23 protein-coding genes are annotated in these 24,687 nt (G+C 68.1%); 14 read left to right on the forward strand and 9 right to left on the reverse strand.

The window, feature by feature from the left end; genetic code table 11:
• Positions 1 to 50 precede the first annotated feature (50 nt).
• Positions 51 to 785, forward strand: coding sequence for a thioesterase II family protein (locus BLU84_RS14240; protein WP_074868282.1), 735 nt, complete (start codon positions 51 to 53; stop codon positions 783 to 785).
• Here BLU84_RS14240 and BLU84_RS14245 read toward each other — a convergent pair.
• From BLU84_RS14245 to BLU84_RS14255, 3 genes are all read right to left on the reverse strand, one after another.
• Positions 742 to 2,331, reverse strand: a complete 1,590-nt coding sequence (locus tag BLU84_RS14245) for a PepSY-associated TM helix domain-containing protein (protein ID WP_074868286.1) — start codon at positions 2,329 to 2,331, stop codon at positions 742 to 744. The two genes, BLU84_RS14240 and BLU84_RS14245, sit on opposite strands and share 44 nt — an antisense overlap.
• On the reverse strand, positions 2,321 to 2,572 hold the full coding sequence (locus BLU84_RS14250) for a hypothetical protein (protein ID WP_139175004.1): 252 nt from the start codon (positions 2,570 to 2,572) through the stop codon (positions 2,321 to 2,323). The genes BLU84_RS14245 and BLU84_RS14250 overlap by 11 nt, the downstream gene beginning before the upstream one ends.
• A 111-nt stretch (positions 2,573 to 2,683) precedes the next feature.
• Complete coding sequence (locus tag BLU84_RS14255; protein ID WP_074868295.1) at positions 2,684 to 4,924, reverse strand: TonB-dependent siderophore receptor; 2,241 nt, start codon at positions 4,922 to 4,924, stop codon at positions 2,684 to 2,686.
• Positions 4,925 to 5,295: 371 nt separating this feature from the next.
• On the opposite strand from BLU84_RS14255, the gene BLU84_RS14260 reads away from it, so the two are divergent.
• Complete coding sequence (locus BLU84_RS14260) at positions 5,296 to 5,673, forward strand: TonB family protein (RefSeq protein ID WP_074868300.1); 378 nt, start codon at positions 5,296 to 5,298, stop codon at positions 5,671 to 5,673.
• Positions 5,674 to 5,826: 153 nt separating this feature from the next.
• Positions 5,827 to 6,324 carry an SMI1/KNR4 family protein gene (locus tag BLU84_RS14265; RefSeq protein WP_074868303.1) on the forward strand — a complete coding sequence of 166 codons (498 nt, stop codon included), beginning with the start codon at positions 5,827 to 5,829 and terminating at the stop codon, positions 6,322 to 6,324.
• A gap of 105 nt (positions 6,325 to 6,429) precedes the next feature.
• On the opposite strand, the gene BLU84_RS14270 is transcribed toward BLU84_RS14265, so the two are convergent.
• Positions 6,430 to 8,292, reverse strand: a complete 1,863-nt coding sequence (locus BLU84_RS14270; RefSeq protein WP_074868306.1) for a glycoside hydrolase family 9 protein — start codon at positions 8,290 to 8,292, stop codon at positions 6,430 to 6,432.
• A gap of 133 nt (positions 8,293 to 8,425) precedes the next feature.
• Here BLU84_RS14270 and BLU84_RS14275 point away from each other — a divergent pair, with 133 nt between their 5' ends.
• The 4 genes from BLU84_RS14275 (at position 8,426) to BLU84_RS14290 (ending at position 14,741) form a co-directional block, all read left to right on the forward strand.
• Positions 8,426 to 9,676: an ROK family transcriptional regulator gene (locus BLU84_RS14275; protein ID WP_074868309.1), complete on the forward strand. Its 1,251-nt coding sequence runs from the start codon at positions 8,426 to 8,428 to the stop codon at positions 9,674 to 9,676.
• Positions 9,677 to 9,738: 62 nt separating this feature from the next.
• Positions 9,739 to 10,740, forward strand: a complete 1,002-nt coding sequence (locus tag BLU84_RS14280) for a carbohydrate kinase family protein (protein WP_083382590.1) — start codon at positions 9,739 to 9,741, stop codon at positions 10,738 to 10,740.
• Between the two features lie 16 nt (positions 10,741 to 10,756).
• Positions 10,757 to 11,974, forward strand: coding sequence for an MFS transporter (locus tag BLU84_RS14285; RefSeq protein WP_074868312.1), 1,218 nt, complete (start codon positions 10,757 to 10,759; stop codon positions 11,972 to 11,974).
• Positions 11,975 to 12,041: 67 nt separating this feature from the next.
• Positions 12,042 to 14,741, forward strand: a complete 2,700-nt coding sequence (locus tag BLU84_RS14290; protein WP_074868315.1) for a TonB-dependent receptor — start codon at positions 12,042 to 12,044, stop codon at positions 14,739 to 14,741.
• Positions 14,742 to 14,800: 59 nt separating this feature from the next.
• Here BLU84_RS14290 and BLU84_RS14295 read toward each other — a convergent pair whose 3' ends face one another.
• The gene (locus tag BLU84_RS14295; protein ID WP_074868318.1) at positions 14,801 to 15,682 is read right to left on the reverse strand and encodes a hypothetical protein; all 882 of its coding nucleotides are present in this window, start codon (positions 15,680 to 15,682) and stop codon (positions 14,801 to 14,803) included.
• A 261-nt stretch (positions 15,683 to 15,943) separates the two neighbouring features.
• Between BLU84_RS14295 and BLU84_RS14300 the strand changes: the two genes are divergently transcribed.
• From BLU84_RS14300 to BLU84_RS14315, 4 genes are all read left to right on the forward strand, one after another.
• Positions 15,944 to 16,396: a cupin domain-containing protein gene (locus BLU84_RS14300; protein ID WP_074868982.1), complete on the forward strand. Its 453-nt coding sequence runs from the start codon at positions 15,944 to 15,946 to the stop codon at positions 16,394 to 16,396.
• 125 nt (positions 16,397 to 16,521) lie between these two features.
• The gene (locus tag BLU84_RS14305) at positions 16,522 to 17,157 is read left to right on the forward strand and encodes a hypothetical protein (protein ID WP_211664544.1); all 636 of its coding nucleotides are present in this window, start codon (positions 16,522 to 16,524) and stop codon (positions 17,155 to 17,157) included.
• Positions 17,158 to 17,164: 7 nt separating this feature from the next.
• Complete coding sequence (locus tag BLU84_RS14310) at positions 17,165 to 18,202, forward strand: hypothetical protein (RefSeq protein ID WP_074868323.1); 1,038 nt, start codon at positions 17,165 to 17,167, stop codon at positions 18,200 to 18,202.
• 225 nt (positions 18,203 to 18,427) lie between these two features.
• Positions 18,428 to 18,958 (forward strand): P-loop nucleotide/nucleoside kinase family protein, encoded by a 531-nt coding sequence (locus tag BLU84_RS14315; RefSeq protein WP_074868325.1) that lies wholly within the window; start codon positions 18,428 to 18,430, stop codon positions 18,956 to 18,958.
• A gap of 51 nt (positions 18,959 to 19,009) precedes the next feature.
• Here BLU84_RS14315 and BLU84_RS14320 read toward each other — a convergent pair whose 3' ends face one another.
• Both BLU84_RS14320 and BLU84_RS14325 read right to left on the reverse strand, forming a co-directional pair.
• Complete coding sequence (locus tag BLU84_RS14320) at positions 19,010 to 19,258, reverse strand: hypothetical protein (RefSeq protein ID WP_074868329.1); 249 nt, start codon at positions 19,256 to 19,258, stop codon at positions 19,010 to 19,012.
• On the reverse strand, positions 19,255 to 20,382 hold the full coding sequence (locus BLU84_RS14325) for an MBL fold metallo-hydrolase (protein WP_233431143.1): 1,128 nt from the start codon (positions 20,380 to 20,382) through the stop codon (positions 19,255 to 19,257). Before BLU84_RS14325 ends, BLU84_RS14320 begins: the two co-directional genes overlap by 4 nt.
• A 128-nt stretch (positions 20,383 to 20,510) precedes the next feature.
• Here BLU84_RS14325 and BLU84_RS14330 point away from each other — a divergent pair, with 128 nt between their 5' ends.
• Positions 20,511 to 21,128, forward strand: a complete 618-nt coding sequence (locus BLU84_RS14330) for a TetR/AcrR family transcriptional regulator (protein ID WP_074868338.1) — start codon at positions 20,511 to 20,513, stop codon at positions 21,126 to 21,128.
• A gap of 64 nt (positions 21,129 to 21,192) precedes the next feature.
• On the opposite strand, the gene BLU84_RS14335 is transcribed toward BLU84_RS14330, so the two are convergent.
• The gene (locus BLU84_RS14335; protein ID WP_074868341.1) at positions 21,193 to 21,831 is read right to left on the reverse strand and encodes a hypothetical protein; all 639 of its coding nucleotides are present in this window, start codon (positions 21,829 to 21,831) and stop codon (positions 21,193 to 21,195) included.
• 372 nt (positions 21,832 to 22,203) lie between these two features.
• Here BLU84_RS14335 and BLU84_RS14340 point away from each other — a divergent pair, with 372 nt between their 5' ends.
• Both BLU84_RS14340 and BLU84_RS14345 read left to right on the forward strand, forming a co-directional pair.
• Positions 22,204 to 22,437, forward strand: a complete 234-nt coding sequence (locus BLU84_RS14340; protein ID WP_139175006.1) for a hypothetical protein — start codon at positions 22,204 to 22,206, stop codon at positions 22,435 to 22,437.
• Between the two features lie 502 nt (positions 22,438 to 22,939).
• Positions 22,940 to 23,434: a hypothetical protein gene (locus tag BLU84_RS14345; RefSeq protein ID WP_074868348.1), complete on the forward strand. Its 495-nt coding sequence runs from the start codon at positions 22,940 to 22,942 to the stop codon at positions 23,432 to 23,434.
• An 84-nt stretch (positions 23,435 to 23,518) separates the two neighbouring features.
• Here BLU84_RS14345 and BLU84_RS14350 read toward each other — a convergent pair whose 3' ends face one another.
• Positions 23,519 to 24,022 (reverse strand): UpxY family transcription antiterminator, encoded by a 504-nt coding sequence (locus BLU84_RS14350; protein WP_074868352.1) that lies wholly within the window; start codon positions 24,020 to 24,022, stop codon positions 23,519 to 23,521.
• Between the last annotated feature and the right edge of the window lie 665 nt (positions 24,023 to 24,687).

A 24,687-nucleotide genomic window follows, 5' to 3' on the forward strand; every position in this document is an offset into this window, starting at 1 on the left:
GAATAGGATCAATGCAAATGATTGTCATTTGAATTTATGGAGTTCAGCTGATGCCCGTCACGCAATCCCTGCCGCGTTTGATTTGCTTTCCTTACGCAGGCGGCAGCTGGCATGCGTTCGCGCCGTGGCAAGCGGCGCTGCAAGGCCAACTCGAAGTGGTCGCACCGGAACTTCCAGGGCGCGGGCATCGCATCGGCGATGCCCCGTTCAGTCGTTTGCCTGCGCTGGTCGATTGGTTGCTCGACGAAGTCGACGCGCAATTGGCTGATGATTTCTCGCTATGGGGTCATAGCATGGGCGCATTGCTCGCGTATGAAGTCGCGCGCACGCTCGAACGCCGCGGGCGCCGCGCGCCGCGTCATCTGTTCGTCACCGGCGCGTTGCCGCCGCGTCATCCGCGCCACGCCGAGTTCTATCATTCGCTCGACGACGACGAGTTGATCGCCAAGCTGGCGGCGATGAACGGAACGCCGCCGGAAGTGCTGCAGGACCGCGAACTGATGCAGATCCTGCTGCCGTTCGTGCGCGCGGATTTCGCCGTCTGCGAGACCTATGCCTGGGATCCGCGCGAAGCCGCGCTGCGCATGCCGATCACCGCCATCGGCGGCGACCGCGATCCCGATATCGCGATCGACCTGCTGCACGGCTGGCGCGATTGCACCCGCGCTGGCGTGCGCGTGCTGAGCATGAGCGGCGACCACTTCTTCCTGCGCGAACACGTCGCCGCGCTGGCCGAGGTGTTCACCCGGACCCTGGCGCGGCCGCTGCGGGTCGCGACAGCGTAGCCGCGCGGATCGGGTCGCGGCGCAGCCAGCGCACGGTGCCGAGGCTGGCGACGGCCAGCGCCAGGCACAGCAGCTCGATCGTGACCATCGGTGCTGCGTCGCCGGCGACGAGCGCGGCCCGTAGCGCGCGGCCCATCAGCGCCCAGTCGAGCAACGGCAACAGCAGGAACAGCGCGCCGGCGATGCCCAGCAGCACGATCAAGTCGCGCCGCGGCCGCGCGCTGCACACGCCCAGCGCGCAGGCGGCCAGCAGCGGCGCGGCGAACGCGCCGATCACCCAATCCATGCGCGCGGATACGTCCACCGGCAGCGTGCGCGCGGCCAGCATGACCGTCGCCAGCGCCAGCATCCCGCCACCGCAGGCGCCCACGCTCAAACCGGCGACCCAGCGCAGGCCGCGCGGTCGGACGCGCTGGCTCAGACGCTTTTCCAACCACAGCAGATTGCCGGTGGCGATCAGCACGCAGGTCGCGATCGCCAGCAGGAAGTAGATCAGGCGCAGGCCGAAGCCGCCGAAATCGCCGTAATGCAGCCGGTGCAGGACTTCGTTGCCGTGGGCCAGCGCGTTGATCGCGTGCGGCGGCAGCGTGCGCAGCGGTTCGCCGGTATCGAGGCGATAGCTCGCCTGCCCCACCTGGGCCAGCGAACCGTGGCCGTGGCCGTGCACGGTCAGCCAAGCGTTGCGGTCGCCGTAATGCAGGATCGAAACTCGCACCGGTTCCATGTCCCACTGCAGCGAGGCCGCGCGGATCAGCGCGTCGATGCTGCGCGCCGGCGCCGGCGCATGCGCGCTTTCGATCGGCAGCGGCGGCGCGAACAGCAGCTCGCGCAGCGGTTGCTCGTCGCCCTGCAGGCGGCCGAACACCATCAACACCTGCAGCAGCAAGGTCAGGCTGAACACGGTGCCGGTGAACGCCATCAGCAGATGGAACGGCAGCGCCAGCACGCCGAGGCTGTTGTGCAGGTCCAGCCAGCGCAGGCGCGGCTTGCCCCAGCGCGGGGCGAACAGCGCGGACAGGCTCAGTTTCGGCCAATGCAGCACCAATCCGGTGAGCAGGCCGAGGAACATCAGCAGCGACGCCACTCCGACCAGGTAATGGCCGCCGGGCAGATACAGCTCTTTGTGGAATTCCTCGAAGAATTCGCCCAGACCGGTCGCCTCCGGGTCGGGCAACTGCGCGCCGGTGACCGGATGGAACGCGGTGGCGCGGTAGAAATCGCCGGCGTCGTCGTAGAGGAAGACCTGGTAATAGGCGCTCATGCGCCCGGGCAGGATCACTTCGATGTGCGGGTCGGCGACTTCGCGCGGGACCTGCGTCGCTGCGAGCACGCCGTCGAGGCCGGCGACCGCGCGGCTGTGGCTGCCCAGGTAGTGCGGCGCCTTCTCCCACAGGTCGACCTCGCGCTTGAACATGGTCATGGCCCCGGCGAGGAACACCAGGAACAGCACCCACGACGCGATCAGCCCCAGCCAGCTGTGCGAGGCCAGCAAGCCGGCGGTGCCGCCGCGCGAACCCGGCTTGGCCGGCGCAGGCTTAGCGGACATACAGCCACGCGTTCAACAGCAGCGACGGCAGCGCCAGCGCAGCCAGGCCCAGCCACGCCGTGCGCAGGTTCGGCGCCCAATAGCAGAAGTAACCGAGCGCGACCCACAGCGGAAACGCCGCCAACAGCAGGATCAGCGACAAGACCGCCAGCGACGGGCCGGGCAGCCACATCAGGCTGAGCATCAAGGTGACCGTCGTCGCAGCCCCGCCGAGGCCGGCGGCCGCGCTACGCGCCCACATGCGCCGCGCCCTCCGGCGACAGGCGAGCCGGCGCCCGATCGCGCTGCGCGACCGGGCGGCGACCGCTGGCGATGCGCGGCGCTGGCGTCATGGCGGGCGTCCCGGCGCCGGTCAGAACCGGTAGGCGACCGATACCAGCGCGGTGCGCGGATCGCCGATGCGCACGCTCGGAGCGAAGCGGTCGCCGTCGGAGGCGTAGTACCAGCGTTTGTCGGCGAGGTTCTTCACGGTGAGCTGGAAGCGCAGATTGGCGTTGTCGCCGACCGGCACGTAGTACCACACGCCGGCATCGAACAAGGTGTAGGACGGCATCGACCAGGTGTTGTCGTCGTCGCCGTAGCGCTTGGACACGTAGTTGACGCCGGCGCCGAAGCCCAGGCCGCGCCAGGCGCCGTCGCGCAACTCGTAGCTGCCCCACAGGTTGCCGCTGCGCGGGGCGACGTTGGCGTTGGTCTTGCCGAGCAGGGCCGGGGCCGGATCGCGGGTGATCTCGTAATCGAAATCGGCGTAACTGGCGATCAGGTTGAAGCCTTCGGTGATGCGCAAGGTGGCATCGAACTCGATGCCGCGCGAGCGCGCCTCGCCGATGAAGCGGTAGCGGTCCAGGGTGCCGGTCGAATCCGGGTTGAACGCCGGGATGTTGGTCTTGCGCAGGTCGAACCAGCTGACGGTGAACTGCAGACGATCGGCGAACAGGTTGCCCTTCAGGCCCAGCTCCCATTGCTTGCCGGTCTGCGGCAGCGAGCGCGGATCGTAGTTGAAGAACGGGTGCACGGTGAACGAGGTCGCGCGGCTGGCGTACACGGCCAGGCCCGGGGCGAACTCATAGGACACGCCGAGCTGGTAGGAGTTGTCGCTCCATTCGCGGTCGGCCACGGCGGCGGCGCCGACCGGGCGGCCCTCGTCGTAGCTCTGGTTGCGGCTGGCCACTTCGTACCAGTCGCGGCGCAGGCCCGCGGTCAGCAGCCAGGCCTCGTTCGGCTGCAGGATGTTCTGCACGTACACGCCGCGGAAATCCAGGTCGGTGCGCGCGGTGCGGCTGAGCGTGGCCGAGGTCGGCTGCAGATTGCCGTAGACCGGCGCGAACACGTTGAACAGCGGCCGGCCGGTAAAGGCGTTGGCGGTCTCGTTGTCGCCGGTGAGCTCGCCGGCGTTGGTATCGGTGTAGCCGCCGTCGACGCCGGCCATCACCGTGTACTTCATTCCGGCCGGTTCGAAACGGCCGGTCAGGCGGGCGTTGTACTGGCCCGAATCGACGTCGTAAGGATTGTTGCCGGCGACGTTGCGGATCAAGGTGCCGGCCGGCAAGGTGCGGCCGCGGACGGTAGTGTCGACCGCGTAGAAATCGTAGGCCCGCACCTGCAGGTCGTGCGATTCGGTCTTCTGGTAGGTGTAGCCCACCACCGCGTCCCAGTGCTCGTTGAAGCGATGCTGGTACTGCGCGTCGAGCGAGTTGCCGGTCGACCAGGAATTCTCCCAGGACTCGCCGAAGCTGCGCGAGCGCGGCGTTTTCACGATCCGGCGCTCGCCGTCGGCGTAGCGGCCGACGATCGCGCCGCGGTCGATCGGCAGGGTCTCGTCGTAATAGTGATAGCTGACGGTGAGTTCGTCGCGCTCGCTCGGCCGCCAGGTCAGGCTCGGCGAAATCACCGTGCGCTCGACCTGCTTGCCGTCGCGGAAGGTGTCGGAATCTTCATAGGACGCGGACAGGCGGTACAGCAGCGTGCCGTCGCCATCGAGCGCGCCGGTGAAGTCGCCCAGCAGATGGCGCTTGCCGTATTCGTCGAAGGTCGCCTCAAGATAGCGGCGCGGCTGCGCCTGCGGCTTCTTGGTGACGATGTTGACCACGCCGCCCGGCTCGATCGCGCCGAACAGCAGCGAGGCCGGGCCTTTGATGACTTCGATGCTCTCGATGTCGGTGGTCGGGTTGCGCTGGTTCGCCGCCAGGCGGCGGCCGTCGCGATAGACGTTGTCGCGGCGGAAGCCGCGCAGGAAGAAGTCGTCGTTGGTGCCGCCGAAGCCGTCGCCGCGGCTGACGCCGCTGACGTTCTTGAGCGCTTCGTCGAGCTGGGTGACCTTCTGGTCGAGCAGGATCTGTTCGGGCAGCACCACCACCGAGCGCGGCGTGTTGAACAAGGGTGCGTCCACGCCCAGCACGCTGGCGGAGGCGTCGTTGTGATAGCGCGCCGGCTCGGTGCCCACGGCCTGGACTGCGTCGAGCGTGGTCGGCTGATCGGCCGCCTCGGCCGCCTCGGCTGCGGCGGCAGCGCCCGTGGATGCTTCGGAGGCCAACGCCGTCGGCGAGGTCAGCGCCGCGATGCACAACGCCAAGGTTCGTTTGCGCAGGGTCATCCGCGAGCCTAAAGCCGATCTGGGGCGCGCATCATACAAATAAATGGGAATGGTTATCAATTGCGCGTTGCCGCGGCCCCTGTTGAGGGGACGGCAGGAACATCTGCGGAGCGATCTATCTCGCCCAGAAACGGTGTAGCCGCTGGCCAAAGCATCTAGCGGCGCAGACCGAACAGCCCCCAAGAACGGGAGCCGCTCCATGCCTATTTACAGGCGTTCCACACGTAGTCATGCCAAGCGCGGCGGCCATCGATGCCGGCGTCGCGACCTTCCGGGCTCTTCAACCACGCGTCCCGCTTGGCCCGGGCGTCGGCACAAGCCGCGCCGCCGAGGGGTATGGACGCGCCCTGCGGCCCGCACCACTGGCGGCCGTGGACACGCCGGTGGACCTGCCGGCGAGCGCGGCGAAGCCGCAGCCGCGCGAACCCGAGCCGGTGTTCCTGAGCGTGCAGGCCGATCTGTCGCTGCGCCTGGGCGATGCGCCGGTGACGCGCGAAGCGCTGGCGCCCGCGCTGCAGCGCGCCACCGACGGCGACCGCGAACAAGGCGTCGCCTATGTGCGCTTCGCCGTCGACCGCAACGGCGCGGTCTCGCAGATCCGCATCGGCCGCAGCAGCGGCTATCCGGCGCTGGATGCCGGCACGCTCGAGACCGTGCGGCTCGCCGCGCCCGTGCCGGCGCCGCCGGCCGGGATCGAAGGCGATCCGGTCGATGTCATGGTGCCGGTGGCGTTCTTTATCCGGCGCTGAGCCGGCGGCGAGGTATCGGTCGGCTTCGTCGATCGGCCTGTCGGCGCCTCAACGGTCGCAAGCCTGGGCAGCCCTTTCTACAATGAGAAAGAAGCTTGCAATAGGCTCGCGCTAGATTCAGGCGCGCATTCGACGTTTGCGAACGAGGCAGCAATGGAGTTGCAGGAGTTCATCGCCGCGATCAGCGGCTTCACCCACGTCCCGCCCAGCGAGGCCGACGTCGTCGCATTCGAGCAGACGCTGGGCCACCGGCTGCCGGCGGATTACCGCGCCTTCGTATTGGCCTGCGGCGGCGGTTACATGGCCTCACAGCCGTCGTTTCGCTGGTCCACCGGCGAATGGGCAGGTCGTGTGCATACGGTCGGCGGCCTGCGCGAAGACCTCGAGGATTACTCGTTGCCGTCGCAATGGCATGAGCCGCACTGGAAGCGGCCGCACGATTTCCTGTGGATCCTGCGCGACCACGGCGGCAACCCGATCGGCCTGGCCCTGTCCGGGGAGGATGCGGGCCAGGTGTTCTTCCTCGACCACGAGATGGAACCGGACGAAGAGGATTGGGACGGCAGCCTGGCCGGCGCCGTGGAGGCCGAGTATCTGCTGCCGCTCGCGCCGTCGTTCGCGGATTTCGTCGCAAGCGTCTACGAAGACTGAGCGCGCTCGCCGTTCGAAGCCGCCGCTGAGGCGACACAGCGGTCGGCGGCAAGATGGGTAACGCCCTCACCGACGACAGCGCGGGCCGGCAACACCTCGGGCGACTCAGCGCGCTTCCTCGCCCGCCACCGCCATCGCCGCGAACAGCATCCAGGTGGTGTGCGGAATCCACTGCTCCACCCAACGCCACTGTTCCGAATCCGGCCCGGGCGCGAAGGCGATGCCGGCGCCGGTGTCGCTGCCCACCGCGCCGGTGATGCCGTTGGAAATGCCGCCGACGAACATTTCGCCGGCGCTCTCCAGCACGGTCGGCGGGTTCTTGCGGCCGAAGCCGTAGAGCATGGAGATGCCGTAAGGGTTGCGGCCCAGGGTCCAGTCGAGCTGGTCCTGCGCGTAGGCGGCGCGCTCGGCCGGCAGGCCGTAGCCGGCGTCGCCGCGGCTCGCCAGGGCGCGGCTGCCGACCGCCATCGCCGCGCTGAGCGAGGCCAGGCGCGCGCTTTCGCCCTGCCACCAGTAGCCGGTTTCGTTGCGGTGCGGGATGAAGAAGCCTTCCAGCACGTCGCCGGCGGCCTTGCCGTCCTGGGCCAGTTGGAAGCGTTGGCGGGCGTAGCCGTAAGGGTTGGCGACCGCACCGGTGATCGCCAGTTCGTGCGCGAGCGCCTTGCCGATGGCGTCCAGCGCGCCTCGGCGCCGCGCCGGTTCCGGCTCGATCTCGGCATAGGCCGACAGGCTGATGACCGGCAAGCCCGCCTCGGCCGCGTGGTAGTACGGGCGATGCCCGCCGTCGCTGACGAAACCGCCGTCGGCCTGCTGGCGCGCGATCAGGCGCGCGGCGCGCTCGCGCGCATCGTCCAGATAGCGCGGCTGGCCGGTGGCGCGCTGCAACTCCACCAGCGCCATCAGCGCGGTGTAGTCGTCGATGATGTTTTCCTTGCCGTCGGCGCAGTACTGCGGGTTGAACTCGCGCAGGTGGGCGTAGGCGCGCTCGGCGTCGGCCAGGTACTGGGCGCCGTCGAATTCGCCGTGGCGGCCGCTTTGCCGGGCCAGCATCGAAGCGCGCGCGAGCGCGGCGATGGCCATCCCGCCGCCGGCGCGGAAGGCCGAGCGGTACAGCGTGGTGTAGGTTCCGGCCGAGCCCTCGTAGCCGGTGACCATGCGCACCGCGCCGGGCGTGCCCCACTGGTCGAACACCGTGGTGTAGAAATAACCGTCCTTGTCGAGGATGCGGTGCAGATAGTCCGCGCCCCAGAACGCTTCGTCCTCGACCTGCGCCTGCAAGCCGTGCGCGGCGAACAAGGCCTTGCGCGCGTGCGCGCCGTAGGCCAGCACCCACGCCGCCATCGAGGCCTGCTGCGGATTGAAATGATTGGCGTAGCCCAGGTGCGAGAGGTACTTGCCCTTGTCGCCGCCGGCGTCCTGCCAGCCGCCCCAGGCGTTCACCCGGCGCGGGCTTTGGAAGATCGGCAGGTCGCGGTCGGCCGGGTCGGTGTGGCGGCTGCGCTTGAAGTAGCCGAGCATCTGCGCGCCGGCGACGGCGAAGATCGCGTCGTCGCGCACCGGCACGACGGCCGACTGCGCCTGGCGCTTGCCGATGCTTACCTTCACCTGGTACTTGCCGGCCTGCTGCGCATCGGAGAAGTCGACGCTGAAATAGCGTTTGCCCGGGCTCCACTCGACGAACGCCGGCAGCGCTTGCAGCTCGCCTTGCTTGATCGGCTTGCCGTCGCGCAGCACGGTGTAGCGGCCTTGTTCGGCTTCGCCGGCGTATTCGACGATGGCCCGCTTCGGCCCGCGCCGCTCCAGCGCGACCTGATTGAGCTGCACCAGCAGCGGCGCGGCCGGCAGGCTCACCGACACGGTGGTCTTCGACGCCTCGGGCGCGGCCGCGTGCGCGCCGCCCGACAACGCGAACGCCAGCGCGGCGATCGCCAGGATTGCGGTCTTGCGGGCAAGCGGCGGACGGGTCATCGGCACGGTTCCGGATAGACTGGGCAGCGCAACTTAGCCACGCGACCAGCCGCTCGTCAATAAATACTTCACATGGATGTATGAATAATACGGCGTCAGTCCCCTCCCCTACGCTCAACCGGTTCCAACCCCTATGAACATCGGCCGCGGCGCCACCCAGCAATCCAGCGCCCCCTACAACCGCCGCCTGGTGCTGGATTTCATCCGCCAGCACGGCGCGGCCTCGCGCAAGGACATCCAGGAGAAGGTCTCGCTCAGCCCGCAGACGGTCGCCAACATCACCAACGAGCTCGAATCCATCGGCCTGATCGTTTCGCGCCGGCAGAAGGATCTCAAGACCCGCGGCCAGCCGCCGATCGCCTTCGAGATCAATCCCGACGCCGGCCAGTCCATCGGCATCAGCCTGGAGCCGGGCCGAGCGTCGGGCGCGCTGGTCAATCTGGTCGGCCGCATCGATGCGCGCTGCGAGGTGCAGTTGCAAGGCTGCGACCGCGCGCAGTTGCTGGCCGGGCTGATGGAACTGGTGGCGAGCCTGCGCCGCCAAGCCAATGCGCGGCTGTGGGGCATCGGCGTGGCCCTGCCCGGCCCGCTCGGCGACACCGAGCTGAGCTTCGTCGGCCCGACCGCGCTGGAGGGCTGGAAGGATCTGTCGATCCTCGACCAACTGCAGGAAGCCACCGGCCTGCCGCTGTTCCACAGCGTCGACAGCGTCGCCGGCGCGCTCGGCGAGACCTTGTACGGCGTCGCCCGGCACCTGGACAACTTCTTCTATCTGCACCTGAGCATGGGCCTGGGCGGCTCGCTGATCGTCGGCCGCAACCACTACCGCGGCGCCGACGGCAACGCCACCGAGATCGGCCACGTGCCGGTGGTTCCCGGCGGCACGCCCTGCTATTGCGGCAACCACGGCTGCCTGGAGCGCTACCTGTCGCTGCACTCATTGGCCGAAGCGTTGGGCCTGGACGATGCGCAGATCCGCACGCCGGACTGGCTCGAACGCCTGGACGACGCCGCCGACCCGGCCATGCAGCAATGGTGCGCGCAGGCGGCGCAGCGGCTGCGCGATGCGATCTGCATGATCGAGAACCTGTTCGACCCGCAGACCATCGTCATCGGCGGTTCGGCGCCGCAGCAGTTGGTGCAGCGCCTGGTCGAACTGGCCCAGCCGCTGCACCGCTCGGTGCGCGGCCGTCCCGATCCGGAACTGCCGCGGGTGATGATTTCCCAGCGCGAGGAAGACTGCTCGCTGCTCGGCGCGGCGGTGCTGCCGATCCACGAACTGCTCTCGCCACGCCTGGAAGGCCTGCAGAAGGACGAGCTCGGCGAGCTGCAGACGACCGAGCTGCTGGGCCATCGCCCGGCCGCCGGAGGGCGCCGGATTTAATTAAACTTCCACTGGATATTTTTATTGACGAGGCCGAATCGGGGTGACTATAGTCGGCCCCCATGAAGCTCGATTCGCCTCAATCCCACCTCGCCCAATCCGGTCTTGAGCCGGCCCCGCCCCGATTCAGCATCGTCGGCGACGTCAGCGTCGACCTGGTCCTGGGCACGCTCGACGGCTGGCCCAAGATCGGCACCGAACAACTGCTGCCGCGCAGCGAGCTGCGCGCCGGCGGTTCGGCCGCAAACTCCGCCCTAGCCGCCCGACACCTCGGCCTGAGCCCGCACCTGATCGGCGCGATCGGCGAGGACGACCTCGCCCAGTGGCTGCTGCTGCAGCTGACCGGCATCCGCGTCGATCTGCAGACCTGCGCCAGCGACACCACCATGTCGGTCGGCCTGTTGCACACCGGCGGCGAGCGCACCTTCTTCACCAGTTACGGCCACCTGCAGCACCTGAGCCCGGACTTCGTGCTCAGGCACCTGCCGCCGGCGACGCCCGGCAGCGTCGTCTTGTTCACCGCGCCGTTCCTGCTGCCCGGCCTGCGCGCGGATTTCGCCGCCCTGCTGGCCGAAGCCTCGCGCCAGGGCTATCAGGTCGCGCTCGACACCGGCTGGCCGCCGGAAGGCTGGACGCCGCAGGTGCACCGCGAAGTCGAAAGCTGGCTGGCCCAGTGCGACCACTTGCTGGTCAACGAACTGGAAACAATGAGCCTGGCCAGCGGCCAGGACGAGTGCCACGACCTCGAGCAAGCCGTGCAGCGCGTCGCCGCCCTGCTCAAGCCCGGCGCCCACCTGATCGTCAAGCTCGGCGCCGCCGGCGCGCTCGGCCACGTCGACGGCCGCAGCCTGCGCTACGCCGGCGAAGCCGCGCTCGACATCTTCGACACCGTCGGCGCCGGCGACAGCTTCAACACCGGCTATCTGGCCGCACGCCTGAACCGGGCGAGCCTCGCCGACGCGCTCGCCGCCGGCTGCCGCACCGCCGCCGCGATCCTGCCGCGCTTCCCGCGCAAGCGCATCGCCGCCGGCGAACTCGCCCACTGCCTGCTGCCGCAGACCTGACCCCGGAGGCACGATCGTGAAGCACCGGCCGTTGATCATCAGCTACATCCTCCTGATCTGGTTCGCGATCTCCTTCATCACCAATCTGATCGGGCCGCTGATGCCGATCGCCATCCAGGACTTCAAGCTGAGCCTGACCATGGCCGGGTTCATGCCGTTCTCGTTCTTCCTGGCCTACGGCCTGATCTCGATTCCCGGCGGTTTGCTGATCGAACTGCGCGGCACCCGCTTCACCTTGTTCGCCGCGTTCGCCCTGAACTTCATCGGCGCGCTGGCCATCGCGGTGATGCCGGGCTATGTCTCGGTGGTGGCCGGCCTGTTCGTGATCGGCCTGGGCATGGCGCTGCTGCAGGTGGTCATCAACCCGCTGATGCGCACCGCCGGCGGCGAGGCGCACTTCGCGTTTTTCTCGGTAATGGCGCAGTTGGTGTTCGGGCTGGCCTCGTTCCTCAGCCCGCTGGCGTTCCGCTTGTACATGCAACGCCCGGGCATGGAGGGACAGCCACTGAGCTGGCTGACGTTCTACTGGTACTTCAGCGCCGCCTTCGTGTTGCTGGCGCTGCTGAACTACAAGCTGCCGCTGCCGGCGGTGGAGCTCAAGGACGACGAGCGCGCGGGCAGCCGCGAGGCCTACCGCAGCCTGCTGCGGCGCCGCGACGTGCGCCTGTTCTTCCTGGCCATCGTCGCCTACGTCGGCACCGAGCAGTCGCTGGCCAACTGGATGTCGCAGTTCCTACACAGCTACCACGGCCTGTCGGCCACCGAACAGGGCACCGTCGCGGTCAGCCGCTTCTGGGGGCTGATGTCGCTGGGCTGCCTGGTCGGCCTGGGCCTGCTGAAACTGCTGGATTCCAAGCTGGTTCTGGCGATGTTCTCGACCTTGGCCATCGCTTGTCTCGCCTTCGCCCTCCTCGGTTCCGCGGCCGTCGCCCAGCTCGCCTTTCCCGCCGCGGGCTTTTTCTTGTCGGTGATGTTCTCGGTGATCTTCTCGCTGGGATTGAACTCGGTCAGCCAGCACCACGGCGCGTTCTCGGGAATCTTGTGCACCGGCATCCTCGGCGGCGCCGTGGTGCCGCTGCTGATCGGCGTCGTCGCCGATTACTGGGGCCTGCGCGTGGGCCTGTCGCTGGTGTTCGTCCCGCTGCTCTACATCCTCAGCGTCGCGCTGTGGGCCAGGCCGCTGGTCCGCAACCAGACCGTGTACTCCGCGAAACATCCTTCCGTCCCGTCTTGACCGGGCCGCAACGCCAGCCACCGCGCGGGCCCGCGGGCCCGTGTCGCCGCACAACCAGGAGCCAACGATGAAAAAGCATCCCCGCGATGTTCGACCGACCGGCATCGCCGCCGCGGTGGCCGCGGTATTGATCGGCTGCGCGACCGCGCCGGTCATGGCCCAGTCCGCCGCGGCGGAGGGGAAGGAACCGGCCCAAGCCGGGCAAGCCGACGCCGCGCAGGGCCAGACGGGCGAGGCCCGCGCCACCCTGGAAACCGTGCGCGTTTCGGCCACGCGCCTGGAATCGGACCTGCTGAAAACGCCGGTGACCGTCACCGCCGTCACCCAGGACGCGCTGACCCGCGAAGGCGTGCGCGACGTGCGCGGGCTGTCCGGCAGCATGCCCAACCTGCAGATCGCCTCCGGCCCGGATTCCGGCGTGCAGGTCAGCATCCGCGGCATCGGCGCCAACAACTTCACCGAAATCGGCGACCCGGCCGTCGGCCTGCACGTGGCCGGTTTGTACTCGCCGCGGCCGCAGGGCGCGCTGGCGCTGATGTTCGACGTCGACCAGGTCGAAGTGCTGCGCGGCCCGCAGGGCACGCTGTTCGGGCGCAACTCCACCGGCGGCAGCATCAACATCATTCCGGCCAAGCCGCGCTTCGATTCCACCTTCGGCAGCGCCGAGATCGACGTGGGCAGCTACAACCTGCGCCAGCTCAACCTGATCCAGAACATCGCGGTCAACGACCGCTTCGCCCTGCGCTTCTCCGCGACCAAGGTCGAGCGCGACGGCTGGATCGACCAGCAACAGGACTTCACCGACGTCGATATTCCCGAGCGCGGCTTCATCGCCGACGGCATCCCGGACGTGGACCAGCGCCGCAACGTCAAGGTCGGGCGCGACAAGTACTACTACAACCGCGACGAATGGGCGGTGCGCCTGGCCGCGCGCTTCGCCTTCAGCGACAACGTCGAATGGCTGCTGGCTTACGAGAAGTTCCAGAACGACGGCGCCGGCCAGGTCGGCCTGAAGGATTGCGACCAGGCCGCCGGCACCCGCTTCGCCTGCCCCGGCGGCAAGTGGGACGTGAAGATCAACGTGCCCGGCAAGACCGACATGTCCATCGACACGGTCCGCTCCAACCTCAACTGGTTCATCGACGACCGCAACAGCCTCGAGTACAGCGTCGCCTTCGCCACCCAGAAGCGCTCGCAGATCGCCGACGACGACGGCGGCTATCACGAGATTCCCTCGCAGGTGACCGCGACGTTCCCGCCGCCGGCCGAAGGCGACTGGGGCGTGTGGCCGGTGCGCGACAACACCTCGATCACCCTGGATTCGAAGTACAAATCGTTCGTGCACGAACTGCAGTACAAGCACCAGGGCGAACGCCTGAAGCTGGTGTCCGGCCTGTTCTGGATGCGCGAGAAGAACCAGATCGACTACGCCCAGGAAATGCTGGTCAACGCGCCGTACGGCTACCCGATCAGCCAGCTCTATCACCAGCCCGATCGCCAGATCGACGCCAAGGCGATCTTCAGCCAGGCGGACTGGCGCTTCGCGCCGACCTGGACCTTGACCGCGGGCGCACGCTACAGCCGCGACGAAAAGACCGACCGCGGCGGCCAGGTGTACGGCGGTTGGGACGCCACCTCGACCGCCTACTACAACGGCCTGTACAACCCGGGCACGCCGGGCCAGCCGGGCTTTCGTCCGCACAACGGCCGCGACCTGAGCGAACGGATGGGGCCGTTCGGCGGTATCGATGCCTACAAGCTGTGGGGGCCGCCGGCGGAGAACGCCAACTCCGAATCCTGGCGCAAGGTCACTTGGCGCCTGGGCCTGACCAAAGATCTGTCCGAGAACGAGATCCTGTTCGCCTCGCTGTCCACCGGCTACAAGGCCGGCGGCTTCGGCGACAAGGACGACAAATGCGGCGGCAAAGTCTGCATCGACGGCCCGCCCGGCCCGCAGTACACCTTCTTCTCGTACAAGCCCGAAACCGTCACCAACTTCGAAATCGGCTACAAGGGCCTGCTGCTGGACCAGCGCCTGAGCCTGTCGGTCACCGCCTTCTACAGCCGCTACAAGGACATGCAGGTGACCGGCGACTTCTACGCCGCCAAGGTCCACGTCGAGGAGCCCTGCCCGGACTTCGACCCGACCTGCGACGTGATCAAGAAGTGGCAGACCGTCAACGTCGGCACGGTCAACATCCCGGGCCTGGAAGTGGAAGTGGACTACCTGCCCACGCCCAACACCCGCATCGGCGGCTTCTTCTCGTACATCGACAGCAAGATCAAGGATTACCCGAGCTTCAGCGACGAATGGAACTGCGGCGTGCGCGAAGAGTTCGGCGCACCGCCCTGCCCGGCTCCTTACACCGGCCCCGACCCGACCCTGGCCGGCCGTCAGGTCTACGACATCACCGGCAACCATCTGCCGATGACGCCGAAATTCACCGCCGGCATCAATGCTTCGCACACCTTCAAGTTCGGCAACGGCTACGAGCTGGTGCCGTGGGTCAGCGTGAAGTGGCAGGACACGATGTACTTCACCCTGCGCAATCTCGACAACCCGCACATCTCCGACGCGCAGGAGGCCTACACCAAGGTCGACGCCAGCCTGAGCCTGAAATCGCCGTCGTTCTGGCGCGCCGAGCTGTACGTGCTCAACGCCACCGACAAGATGACCAAGAACTGGGCCGACGACGCCGGCGGCTTCATCCGCGGCTACTGGAACGACCCGCGCACGGTGGGGCTGCGGGTGCGGTTCGACTACTGACTTCGGCGCCACGCCCGGCCCCGCTCGCCTCGCGCGGGCGGGGCTCGCCGCCGCCAAGGTCAGCCGAACGCAAGCAGATGGCGATGCGGGAAGTTCGAGCGGTTCCAATGCGAGACGTAGCAATGCGGCGGCGCCAGCACCACGCTGAACTGGCAGCGCGGCCGCAATGCCTGCAGCGCCAGATATTGGGCTTCGGTCAATGCGGTGTTGCGCAGACGCAAGCCCCACAAACGCTCCGTCGTCGACGAGCGAAACAGCCGCTCGTAATCTTCGAACGGCGTGGTGCCCCAGTCGTCCGGCTGTGGTTCGATCGAAAGAAACGGGGCGAGCGAGTCGGTGAAGTCGACGAAGCCCAGCGACGGCAGCCGCCGCGCCTGGGCCAGATGATGGATGAAGCCGTGGGTGCGGAAGTCGCCGCCGGTGCGAAGGTTGGCCAGCTCGGGCAGGTCGAGCTCGAAGAATTCCGCTTCCGGTGCCTGCGGCAGCACGAGGTTGCGCAAGGCCGGCATCAACGCGAGCAGGGCCGGCAGCTGGCCGTCTTCGACCGTGGCCTGATTGTGGTCGCCCGGATCGGAGATCGCGATCTGCAGATCCGCCAGTTGGCCGAAGCGCGGCGCGGCATCGATCAGCGCGCTGAAATCCCAGGTCTTGAGGCCGTTGGCGCCCTGGTCGGGGCCGGCGATGCGCAGTTGCGCGATGTGCGCGGCGATGCCGGCTTGCGCCAGCACCGCCGAGGCCAGGGCCCAGCCGTCGTGATCGTCGCCGTAGTAGTCGACGGCGAGCGCGCCGCCGAGATCCACCGCCGCAAGCCGCGCGCACCGGTCCGGATGGCGCAATCTCGCCTCGGACGCATCGTCGGCGCCCCATTCCTCGTCCGCGCTTTGGTTGAGCGCCTGCTGGGCTGCGCGGATCGCGTCCAATGCCTGGGCCATCGTGGTCATTGCGGCTCGCTTTCGTCCCTGTAAGAAGGCCCGATTCTAGCGTCGCTGCGGCCGGCCGGTTCGTCTCGACACGATCGATGCGCGGCCCCACCGATGAGCCGCAGCGACGGCCGGCGCGTTTCGTTCTGTACGCCCGTTCGCATTAATTCGCGGTGTGCGCGATAGCATCCGGGGTGCGGCCTGCATCCGCGCTCGCGCCGGTTGAGCGACGCGTGCAGACCGCGCTCCCGCCGCGCAAGGCGGCCTAGCAGGATGACGAACATGCACAGCAAACTGATCTGCGCGGCCGCGTTGATGTCGGCCGCCATGCTCGCCCAGGCGGCCGAGCCGCCGGTGGTCGCGCTGACGCCCACGCAGATGAAGTGGTCCTCGCAAGGCGGGCTAGCCCTGCCCGGCATGGAGCAGGCGCTGCTCATCGGCGCGCCGGACAAACCCGGCCCGTACACGATCCGGCTCAAGTTCCCCGCCGGATTCAAGCTCGCACCGCACACCCACACCGATTCGCGCGAGATCACCATCCTGTCGGGCAGCTGGTACACCGGCTATGGAGAGAAAACCGATCCGGCCGGCTTGAAAAAGCTGCCGGCCGGCAGCTTCTACACCGAACCGGCGGGCGTTCCCCACTATGTCGAAGTGCGCGAGCCGACGGTGATCCAGGTCAGCGGAACCGGGCCGAGCGGGCGCAAGTTCGTCGATCCGGCGGCGGGGAAATGAAAGGCGCCGGGCGCTTCATCGCCGCTTGCGCTTGAATCGCGGCGCGCACCGATCCGTCGCCGGCCAGCGCCCCATGCCATCTGCCTGCGCCCGCTCGGCGGCGCGGCGACTGCGAACCGACGCGCTTGTCGCGCCTGCGCCGATTTATCATGATCGCGCGGCATCCTTCCGCCATGCGCGGCCCCGCGTCGAATCTACAGAGGTCTGGAGTGACACAAGCATCGGAGCAGCTGATTGCCCTGTTGGGGCACGCGTTCGACGGCAAGGCGATCCGCGATGTATTGGCCGGCTGGGAGGTCAAGCGGGTCGCCGCGCCCAACAGCCCGTTGAGCGAGAGCATCGTCTGGATTCCCAAGGCCTCGGTGCGCATCGACGTGTACCGGCCGCCGCAGCTGAGCAAACTCACCGCAACCGCCCGCGCGGCGCAGGCCGATGATTGGCTGATCGGATCGGTGGAACTGCTCGCGCCGGGTTCGGACAGCCGGATCAAAGCGCCCTTCCCCGGTCTTCTGCCGCAGGGCCTGAGCATGCAGTCTACGCCGCAGGCCTGCATCGACGCCTACGGCGAGCCGGATCTGGACGAAGAGCACGAGCGTCCCGGCTTCTCTGGCCGGGTGCTGGCCTGGCGATTGCAGACGACCAATCGCGCGATCACCTTCGCCGGCCTCGGCGACGACAGCGTAATGATCGGCTACACCGCCTGCCTGATCGGGTGCATCGGCGCATGGCGCTCTACCCAGCCCGAGATCTTCGCGCCTTGAGCCGGCCATGAACGAATCGACGCTGGAGTGGAACGGCCCCGACCTGCTCGATCTCGCTCCGGTCGCGCGCGCCGACGGCGATCTGCTGGCGCTGGACGCGAGCGGCGGCCTGCACTGCATCGATCTGCGCGACGGACGCACCACGCATCTCGGCGCGGTGGAATTGCCGGCGCAGACGGTCGACAACCCCGGCGCGTTCGGACTCGACTCGCGCTGGCGTCTGCACGCCAGCGCCGACGGCAAGTTCGCGGCGCTGGTGTTCGATGGCGGCCGGCATGGGCTGGTCGTCGCTCTGGCGCCGTTCCGGGTCGCGCTGCGGCTCGACGGCGGCGACTACTACGAAGACACGGTGCCGTTCTCGGCCTGCTTCCTGCCGCTCCAGGGCGAGACCGTGCTGATCCATCGCAGCGCCTGGAATCGGCTCGACGCGTCCGACCCGCGCAGCGGCAGCTTGCTCACTGCGCGCGGCCCCACGAGTTACGAAAACGGCGAGCGTCCGCCGCACTATCTGGATTATTTCCACGGTCTGCTGCGGCCTAGCCCGTCCGGCCGCTTGCTGTTCGATTCGGGCTGGGTTTGGCAGCCGGCCGGCGTGCCTTGCGTGTTCGACGCCGCGGCGTGGCTGGCGTCCAACGTGTGGGAGTCCGACGACGGCGCCTCGAAGCGGCGGCTCGCCCTGCGCGACGACTGGAACCTGCCCGCGTGCTGGATCGACGAGGACCACATCGCCCTGGGCGGCATCGCCCAATGGGACGAGGAGGAAGCCGAGAATGTCGCCGCCCCCGCCGGCGTGCGGATCGTCGATGTGCGCCAAGGGACGTCGGCGCCGGATCGGATCGTGGTCATGAGCGCCGAGCCGAAGGAACTGTTCAGCGACGGCCGTTCGCTGTTCGCCACGCTCGCCGGCGACACCGCGATCTGGTCGCTGGGCAGCGGCGAGTGCGTAACGGTGCTCAGCGGCTTCGCCGCGACCCACCATCACCCGCGTTGCCGGATGCTGCTGCAGGCACTGCCGCGGCGGATACGGATCGTGCCGCTGGATTGAGCGGCCTGCGCCGTTTGCGCATCCGCACGGGGCTTTGCGTTCTGCGGTCTTAGGCCGTCACGGCGTTCGACTCGGGAACGGTTGCGCGCCGGCATCGTGCAGGCCGCTGCGAACGATGTTCGCATCGGCGCAGGGCAGCATCGATGCGCGACAGCGGCCACGCAGCGCAGAACCTGATCCGGATCCGGTATAAACATCGAGACTCTCGTTCTTCGACTTCCCCGCATGCGCGTCGTTTTCATCCACGGCCCGGCCGCTTCCGGCAAGCACACCATCGGCACCCTGGCAGCCCAGGCGCTGGGCATCCCGCTGTTCCACAACCATCTGGCGGTGGACGCGGCCTTGGCCTTGTTCGAATTCGGCAGCGCGGGTTTCCGTGGCATGCGCGCGGCGATCTGGAGCGCGGCGTTCGAACAAGCCGCGGCCAGCGACCGTTCGTTCGTATTCACCTTCCATCCAGAGGCCAGCGTCGACCCGGCGCTGATCGACGCGCTCGCCGCGGCGGTGCGCGAGCGCGGCGGCGAGGTTGTGTTCGTCGAGTTGCTGTGTTCGCCCGCCGCCGTCCTGCAGAGGCTCGACCAGCCCAGCCGGCATCGCTTCGGCAAGCTCACCGATCCGGTCTTGTACCGCTTGATCGAAGACAGCGGCGGCTTCGTCTTCCCGCCGCTGCCGGCGCCTGCGCTGCGCGTGGACACCGAGGCGCTTACACCCGAGCAATCGGCGGCGGCGATCGTCGCTGCATTGCGCCAGCGCTGAGCTGCGAGCGTCCCGGCTCCAGGCAGTGCGACGGCCGATACCGCCGCGGCGTCAGCGCGCCGCGGTTATTCTGGGAACGTCGTTGGACTCGTCCACCACCGCCGCGATCGCATAGCCGCTGCGCGCGATCGCTTCCACCGTTTCGGCCACGGTCAGCCAGTTCTCGACCCGCACGATCGGCGCGTCGTGCTCAAAATCGCGCTCGAAATTGATCCGGCTGCCGAGGTCGGCGCGCAGCACCGCGGCGGTGATGCCGCGCATGGCGTCGGCGTCCAGGGTCTGTTGCAGTCGCAGTCTCATGGGCGGGCGGTCCGTTCGGTGGCGTGCCGGTGGAGGGTGTGATCGGTTGCGGTGCGCTGCGCTTGGGCTTGCTCGGTTTCGCGCCACCACGTCGCGGTGGCTTGCGGCGCGGACAGATCGACACGTTCGCCCATGCGCGGCGTGACCAGGGCGACGCCGCGTTCGGCGGCCAGGGCCGAGACGCGTTCGAACGGCTCAGTCCAGGCATGCATCGCCAGGTCGAAGGTGCCGTTGTGGATCGGCAGCAGCCAGCGGCCGCGCAAGTCCAGGTGCGCCTGGACGGTCTGTTCGGGCTGCATGTGCACGTGCGGCCAGTTGGCGTTGTAGGCGCCGGTTTCCATCAGCGCGACATCGAACGGGCCGAAGCGGCGGCCGATCTCGGCGAAGCCGTCGAAGTAGCCGGTGTCGCCGCTGAAGAACAGCCGCAGCGGCGACGCGCCCGGCGCTTCGTCGAGGATCGTCCACGAGGCCCACAGGGTCTTGTCGCTGTCGAACAGGCCGCGCCCGGAGAAATGCTGCGCGGGCGTTGCGACGAAGCGCACGCCGTCGACGACGGTGCCCTGCCACCAATCGAACTGGCGCACCTTGGCCGGGTCGACGCCCCAGCCGATCAGGCGGTCGCCCACGCCGAGCGGCGTCAGGAACACCTCGGCGGTCTTCGCCAGGGTCAGCACGGCGTCGAAATCGAGATGGTCGAAGTGATCGTGCGAGAGGATCACCCCGCGCAGCGGCGGCAGATCGGCCAGGGCGATCGGCGGTGCGTGGAAGCGCTTGGGGCCGATCCACTGCACCGGCGAGGCGCGTTCGCTGAACACCGGGTCGGTGATCCACCAACCGCCGCGCAGCTTGATCAGCACGGTCGAGTGGCCGAGCCGGAACAGGCTGCGGTCCGGCGCCTGGGCCAAGTCCTCACGGGTCAGCGCGAGGACCGGCGGCGCGGCCGCCGGGACCGTGTCGGCCGGTTTGTTCCACAGGGCGTCGGCGATGATCCGCAGCATCTTGCGCAGCCCGGTGGCCGGGCGCGGGACCGGATTGCGGAAGCGGCCATCGGCGAACTGCGGCGAGGCGGCGTGTCCGTCGGCGGGGCGTTGGGGCTTGGCGAAGGAAAGCAGGCAGGCGCTCACGAGCGGGACTCCGGTGAACAGGCAGGTACAGCGGGGATGGGCAGCCGGACAGGCCGGCCTGAATGATTACACTGCCCAGTGTAGTGTACTTTTTGAAAAAGTAAACCCTGCGGTGTAACCTTGCCGCCATGAACCGCCCTGCCCCCGCCCGCCTGACCGACCGCAAGCGCGCGGCCATCCTCGACGCCGCCGAGGCCGAATTCCGCCAGGCCGGCTACGAAGCCACCAGCATGGACCGCATCGCGGCCAGCGCCGGCGTCTCCAAGCGCACCGTCTACAACCACTTCCCGAGCAAGGAAGTGCTGTTCGCGCAGATCCTGCAGCAGTTGTTCGAGCGCAGCCGCGAATCGCCGGAACTGGCCTATCGCGCCGACCGGCCGCTGCGTCAGCAATTGCTCGACCTGGTCCAGCAGAAGCTGCAACTGCTGCACGACGAAGCCTTCATCGACCTGGTCCGGGTCGCCGTCGCCGCGGTCATCCCCTCGCCCGAACGCGCGCAGCAGATCTTCAAGCGCGTCGGCGACAAGGAGGAAGGCCTGACCGTGTGGATCCGCGCCGCCGCCGCCGACGGCCGGCTCAAGACCGACGACCCGCAGTTCGCCTCGATGCTGCTGCAAGGCATGATCAAAGGCTTCGCGTTCTGGCCGCAGATCACCCTCGGCCATCCGATCCTGAGCGCGGACGAGCGCGAGCGCGTGGCGCATACGGCGACGGATATGTTCCTGGCGCATTTCGCCGCGCGCTGATTCGGCTGCGCGGCACGCATCGCCCGCATCGCGCCGGCCCGCAGACGATTCGCGCAACCGAGTCTTACGAACGCCGCGAAATGCCGATCTTCAGATTGTCGCGGATGTAGATCTCGACATACCCCGGCAGCCATCCCTCGAACGCCATGCGCACGAACGGTGCGAGCAGGCGGCTGTCCTGCTGCGGGGTCAGGAACACCACCGACCACAGGTTCAACGGCCGGGTTTCCTCGCCGCTGACGCCGTGGATCACATGGAAGATCGGTTGGCCTTCGCCGGCTTGCAGGGTAGCGCCGTCGGCACCGGGATACTCGGCGGCGCCGATGAAGGTCACCTTCTGCTGGATGTGATCGACCCGGGTCTGCTCAAGAATCAGTTCGTGCCGCTCCGGCTGCAGCCACAGGCGCTGGCGCGACTTGCGCACGAAACGCTCCACGCCCGCGTTTTCGCCGCGATCGTCCCACACTGCTGCGCTGCCGGGCTCGACCACGTAGGGAATGAAGAGGTCGGGCCGGCGCGCCTTGCGCGCTTCCATGTCCCACAGCTGCGCGCGGGTGAGTTGCAGCGGGCGTTCGAGCTCGTAACGTTCGGCCAGGATCCGGTTCACGTCCAGCGGCGGAATTTCGAAGCGGGTGTGGGCGGGGTCGTTCCAGGCCTGTTCGAAGAGCGGCTCGTGTTCGATGTTCGGGAAGGCGATGGCCATGCGTTTTCTCCTGGGGAGGTGGTAATGCGGCGGCGCTTGCGTTCGGTCGAGCGAAAGCGGCGGCGTGTGCGCAAACGCTATGACCTCAGCTTAGGTAGAGGTCAACGATTTCGCGGGCGAACGGACAGTTCCAGGCGGGCAACGCTGGGCGCGATGCGATCGCTGAACGATGTGAACGCTGGCGATGAATGAGGTGAACGCTGCACGCCGCGCCTGCGCATGAACGCGCGCGGAGCATCCCGGCATCGCGCTGTTCATGCGGATTCGCGCGCGAACGCACCCCGCTTTGTGCGTCGTGCCACGCACGCAGCGGCGCGGATGGGCGAGTATCGCGGCGTCGACAAGCGGTCGACGACGAATGAGGAAACGCGCATGAAGCGCAGCACCAAGACCCTGTGCCTGGCGATGACGCTGCTGTTGACGGCGGCCGCCAGCGGCCCGCTGCTGGCCAAGAACGACTATCTGCCCGCGCCGGGCGAGGTCCGCACCTATTTCGAAAACGGCGTCGAAGTCGGACGCGCGGTGCACAACCAGTGCACGGGCCAGATCAGCGTGCAGGGACGGGTCACGCCGCAGTACACCGGCTCGTTCACCGTCAGCTGTTGAGCCGGCGCCGCGGCGAGGCGCGCAGTGCGCGCCCCTCGCCGCGGTCTATGTCGCGACGCTCTCGGCGTATCGGCTAATCGCTGTCGTTGCAATCAGCGCGCACGAACGCCCTAAGCCCTGAGCTGCCAAAGCCCGCTGCGACGCGCTGCGATCCTCGGCAAGCGCGGAGCGCCGACATCGTCGCAACGAAAAATCGCGCGTCGCAACATTTGCGCTCGCATCGCGGATGCATAGCCTGCGCGGCTTCACGACCGCCGTCGCGCTTCGGCCGATTCGCCGCGCAATCTGTGTCCTCGTTCCATCCGCGTGCGCTCGCGCTGATCTAGCATCGCCCCGTCATTGCGGCTATCGCGCATCGCGCAGTCCGCATCGCCGACGCGGACACACCATCGTCCGCGCATTCCCGCCACCGCCCTGCTCGCCCGGTTCCGCTGCGCGGGACGCGGCGGAGCCTGCGCGGCGGCGCGCGACGCACCCGAGCTTCCCCACGCCTGAGGTAGTCATGACCGATCCGTCCCTGCCGGGTCCGCGCGTTGTCGGCGCGGCCTTGAGTCCGCTGCGCCTGAGCTTGATCCGCGGCTATTTCCTGCTCGATTTCGTCCTGCTCGGCGCTTACGCCTGGTCGACCATTCTCGGCCGCGACGCGCCCTGGCCGGCGCTGGACGGCGTCGCCTTCAGCTTCTGGGCCGCGGTGTCGCTGCTCAGCGGCCTGGGGCTGCGCTATCCGCAGAAGATGCTGCCGGTGCTGTTCGTGCAACTGGCCTACAAGCTGGTGTGGTTGCTGGCCGTGGCCGCGCCAATGGCCTTGCGCGGCCACGGCGGCGAGGTCGCGCCGATGGCGCGCGACATGGCGGTGGCGCTGGCGCTGCTGGTGGCGGCGATTCCGTGGCGTTACGCGCTGGACACGTATCTGCGCGCACCGGCCGAGCCGTGGCGCGGCACGCCTCGCGCGGCGCAGGCGGCCGAGCTGGAACCGGCCGCACGCCGCGGCGCTTGAAACCGACCGCGGCGGCGCGAGCGGCGCCGCGGTCCGTTGCCGGCGCGGCATCGACTGCGCGCCGGCGCTACGCCGCGCGCGCGGCTACAGCGCCGCGATCGCGTCGGCGTCGACTTCCACGCTGACGCAACTGCCGAGCATGTGCGCGTTGATGACCAGGTGCTCCTGGCTGCGCACCCGTACCAGTTCGCCGCACACGCCGGCGAACGGGCCGGCGATCACTTCCACGCGCTGGCCCGGCATCACCCGCGGCGCCACTTCCAAAGTCGCGCCGCTTTCGACCATGCGCTTGACCGCCTGCAGATCGCCTTCGGGCATGGTCGCCGGCTTGGTTCCCTGCAGCACCAGGCCGCAGGAACCGCGGATGTAGCGGATGTTCTCGTACTGCTCGGGACTGGGCTGGACGAACACATAGCCCGGAAACAGCGGCATCTCCACCACCGCCTTCTTGTCCTGGCGACGCGTGACCACGCTGCGCCGGGGCAGATACGCCTTGATGCTCTTCTGCTGCAGGCTGTCTTCCACCACGTTCTCGTGACGGCAGCGGGTGCGCAGCACCAGCCAGGGTTCGGAACTCGATTCGCTCACTCAACGGCCTCTTGGTCTCGTAGGACAGGCTCGCGTTGCGCCCGCAACGCGTATTGCCAAACGAACGACTGCCCTTCGCGCAACAGGCGCGGCCACGCGCCGGCGCCGGCGCAGGCCGGAACCGTTGGCGTGAGGGGAGCGCAGAGGGCTCGAGACGGCCTTGCGGCCGCGCGCGTCCCTGCCGTCCCCGTGCCGGCATCGATGCGGAAGTTGTGGTTGCTGCTGGATGTTGCGATACGGACACATCCGACGGTCCCAGCGCCGGTCGTGCCGAAGCCGATCCGTGCATCGACGAAACTACCGCGGCGGGCGATGCGAGTGGATTACCGCTTCGCCGCCGCCGTGCCCGTCGTGCCCGGTGGCATGTGCATACGGTGCCAGAATCGATTCGCAAGTAAACGAATCGTGGCGCGAATTGGGATGTGGAATCAGGAATTTAGTTTAGTTAATCGCGGCCGCGCGGAGCGATAAAGTTCCAATTTGACCGGAGTCACGACGCGGCGGTGATGTGTGGTGTGAATGCACCGAAATACCATGCTGAGCAGTACAAAAATTGCTCATTTCAGCTTATTTACAGGCACCTAATGCGCGCTAACCCAGGTCTGATGGGAATGTCATGACCGTTGGCCCAAAAATGCGTCCTGCACGCGTGTGAATACGCTTGT

It is taken from the genome of Lysobacter enzymogenes, assembly GCF_900106525.1.
GTDB classification, from domain to species: Bacteria; Pseudomonadota; Gammaproteobacteria; order Xanthomonadales; family Xanthomonadaceae; genus Lysobacter; species Lysobacter enzymogenes.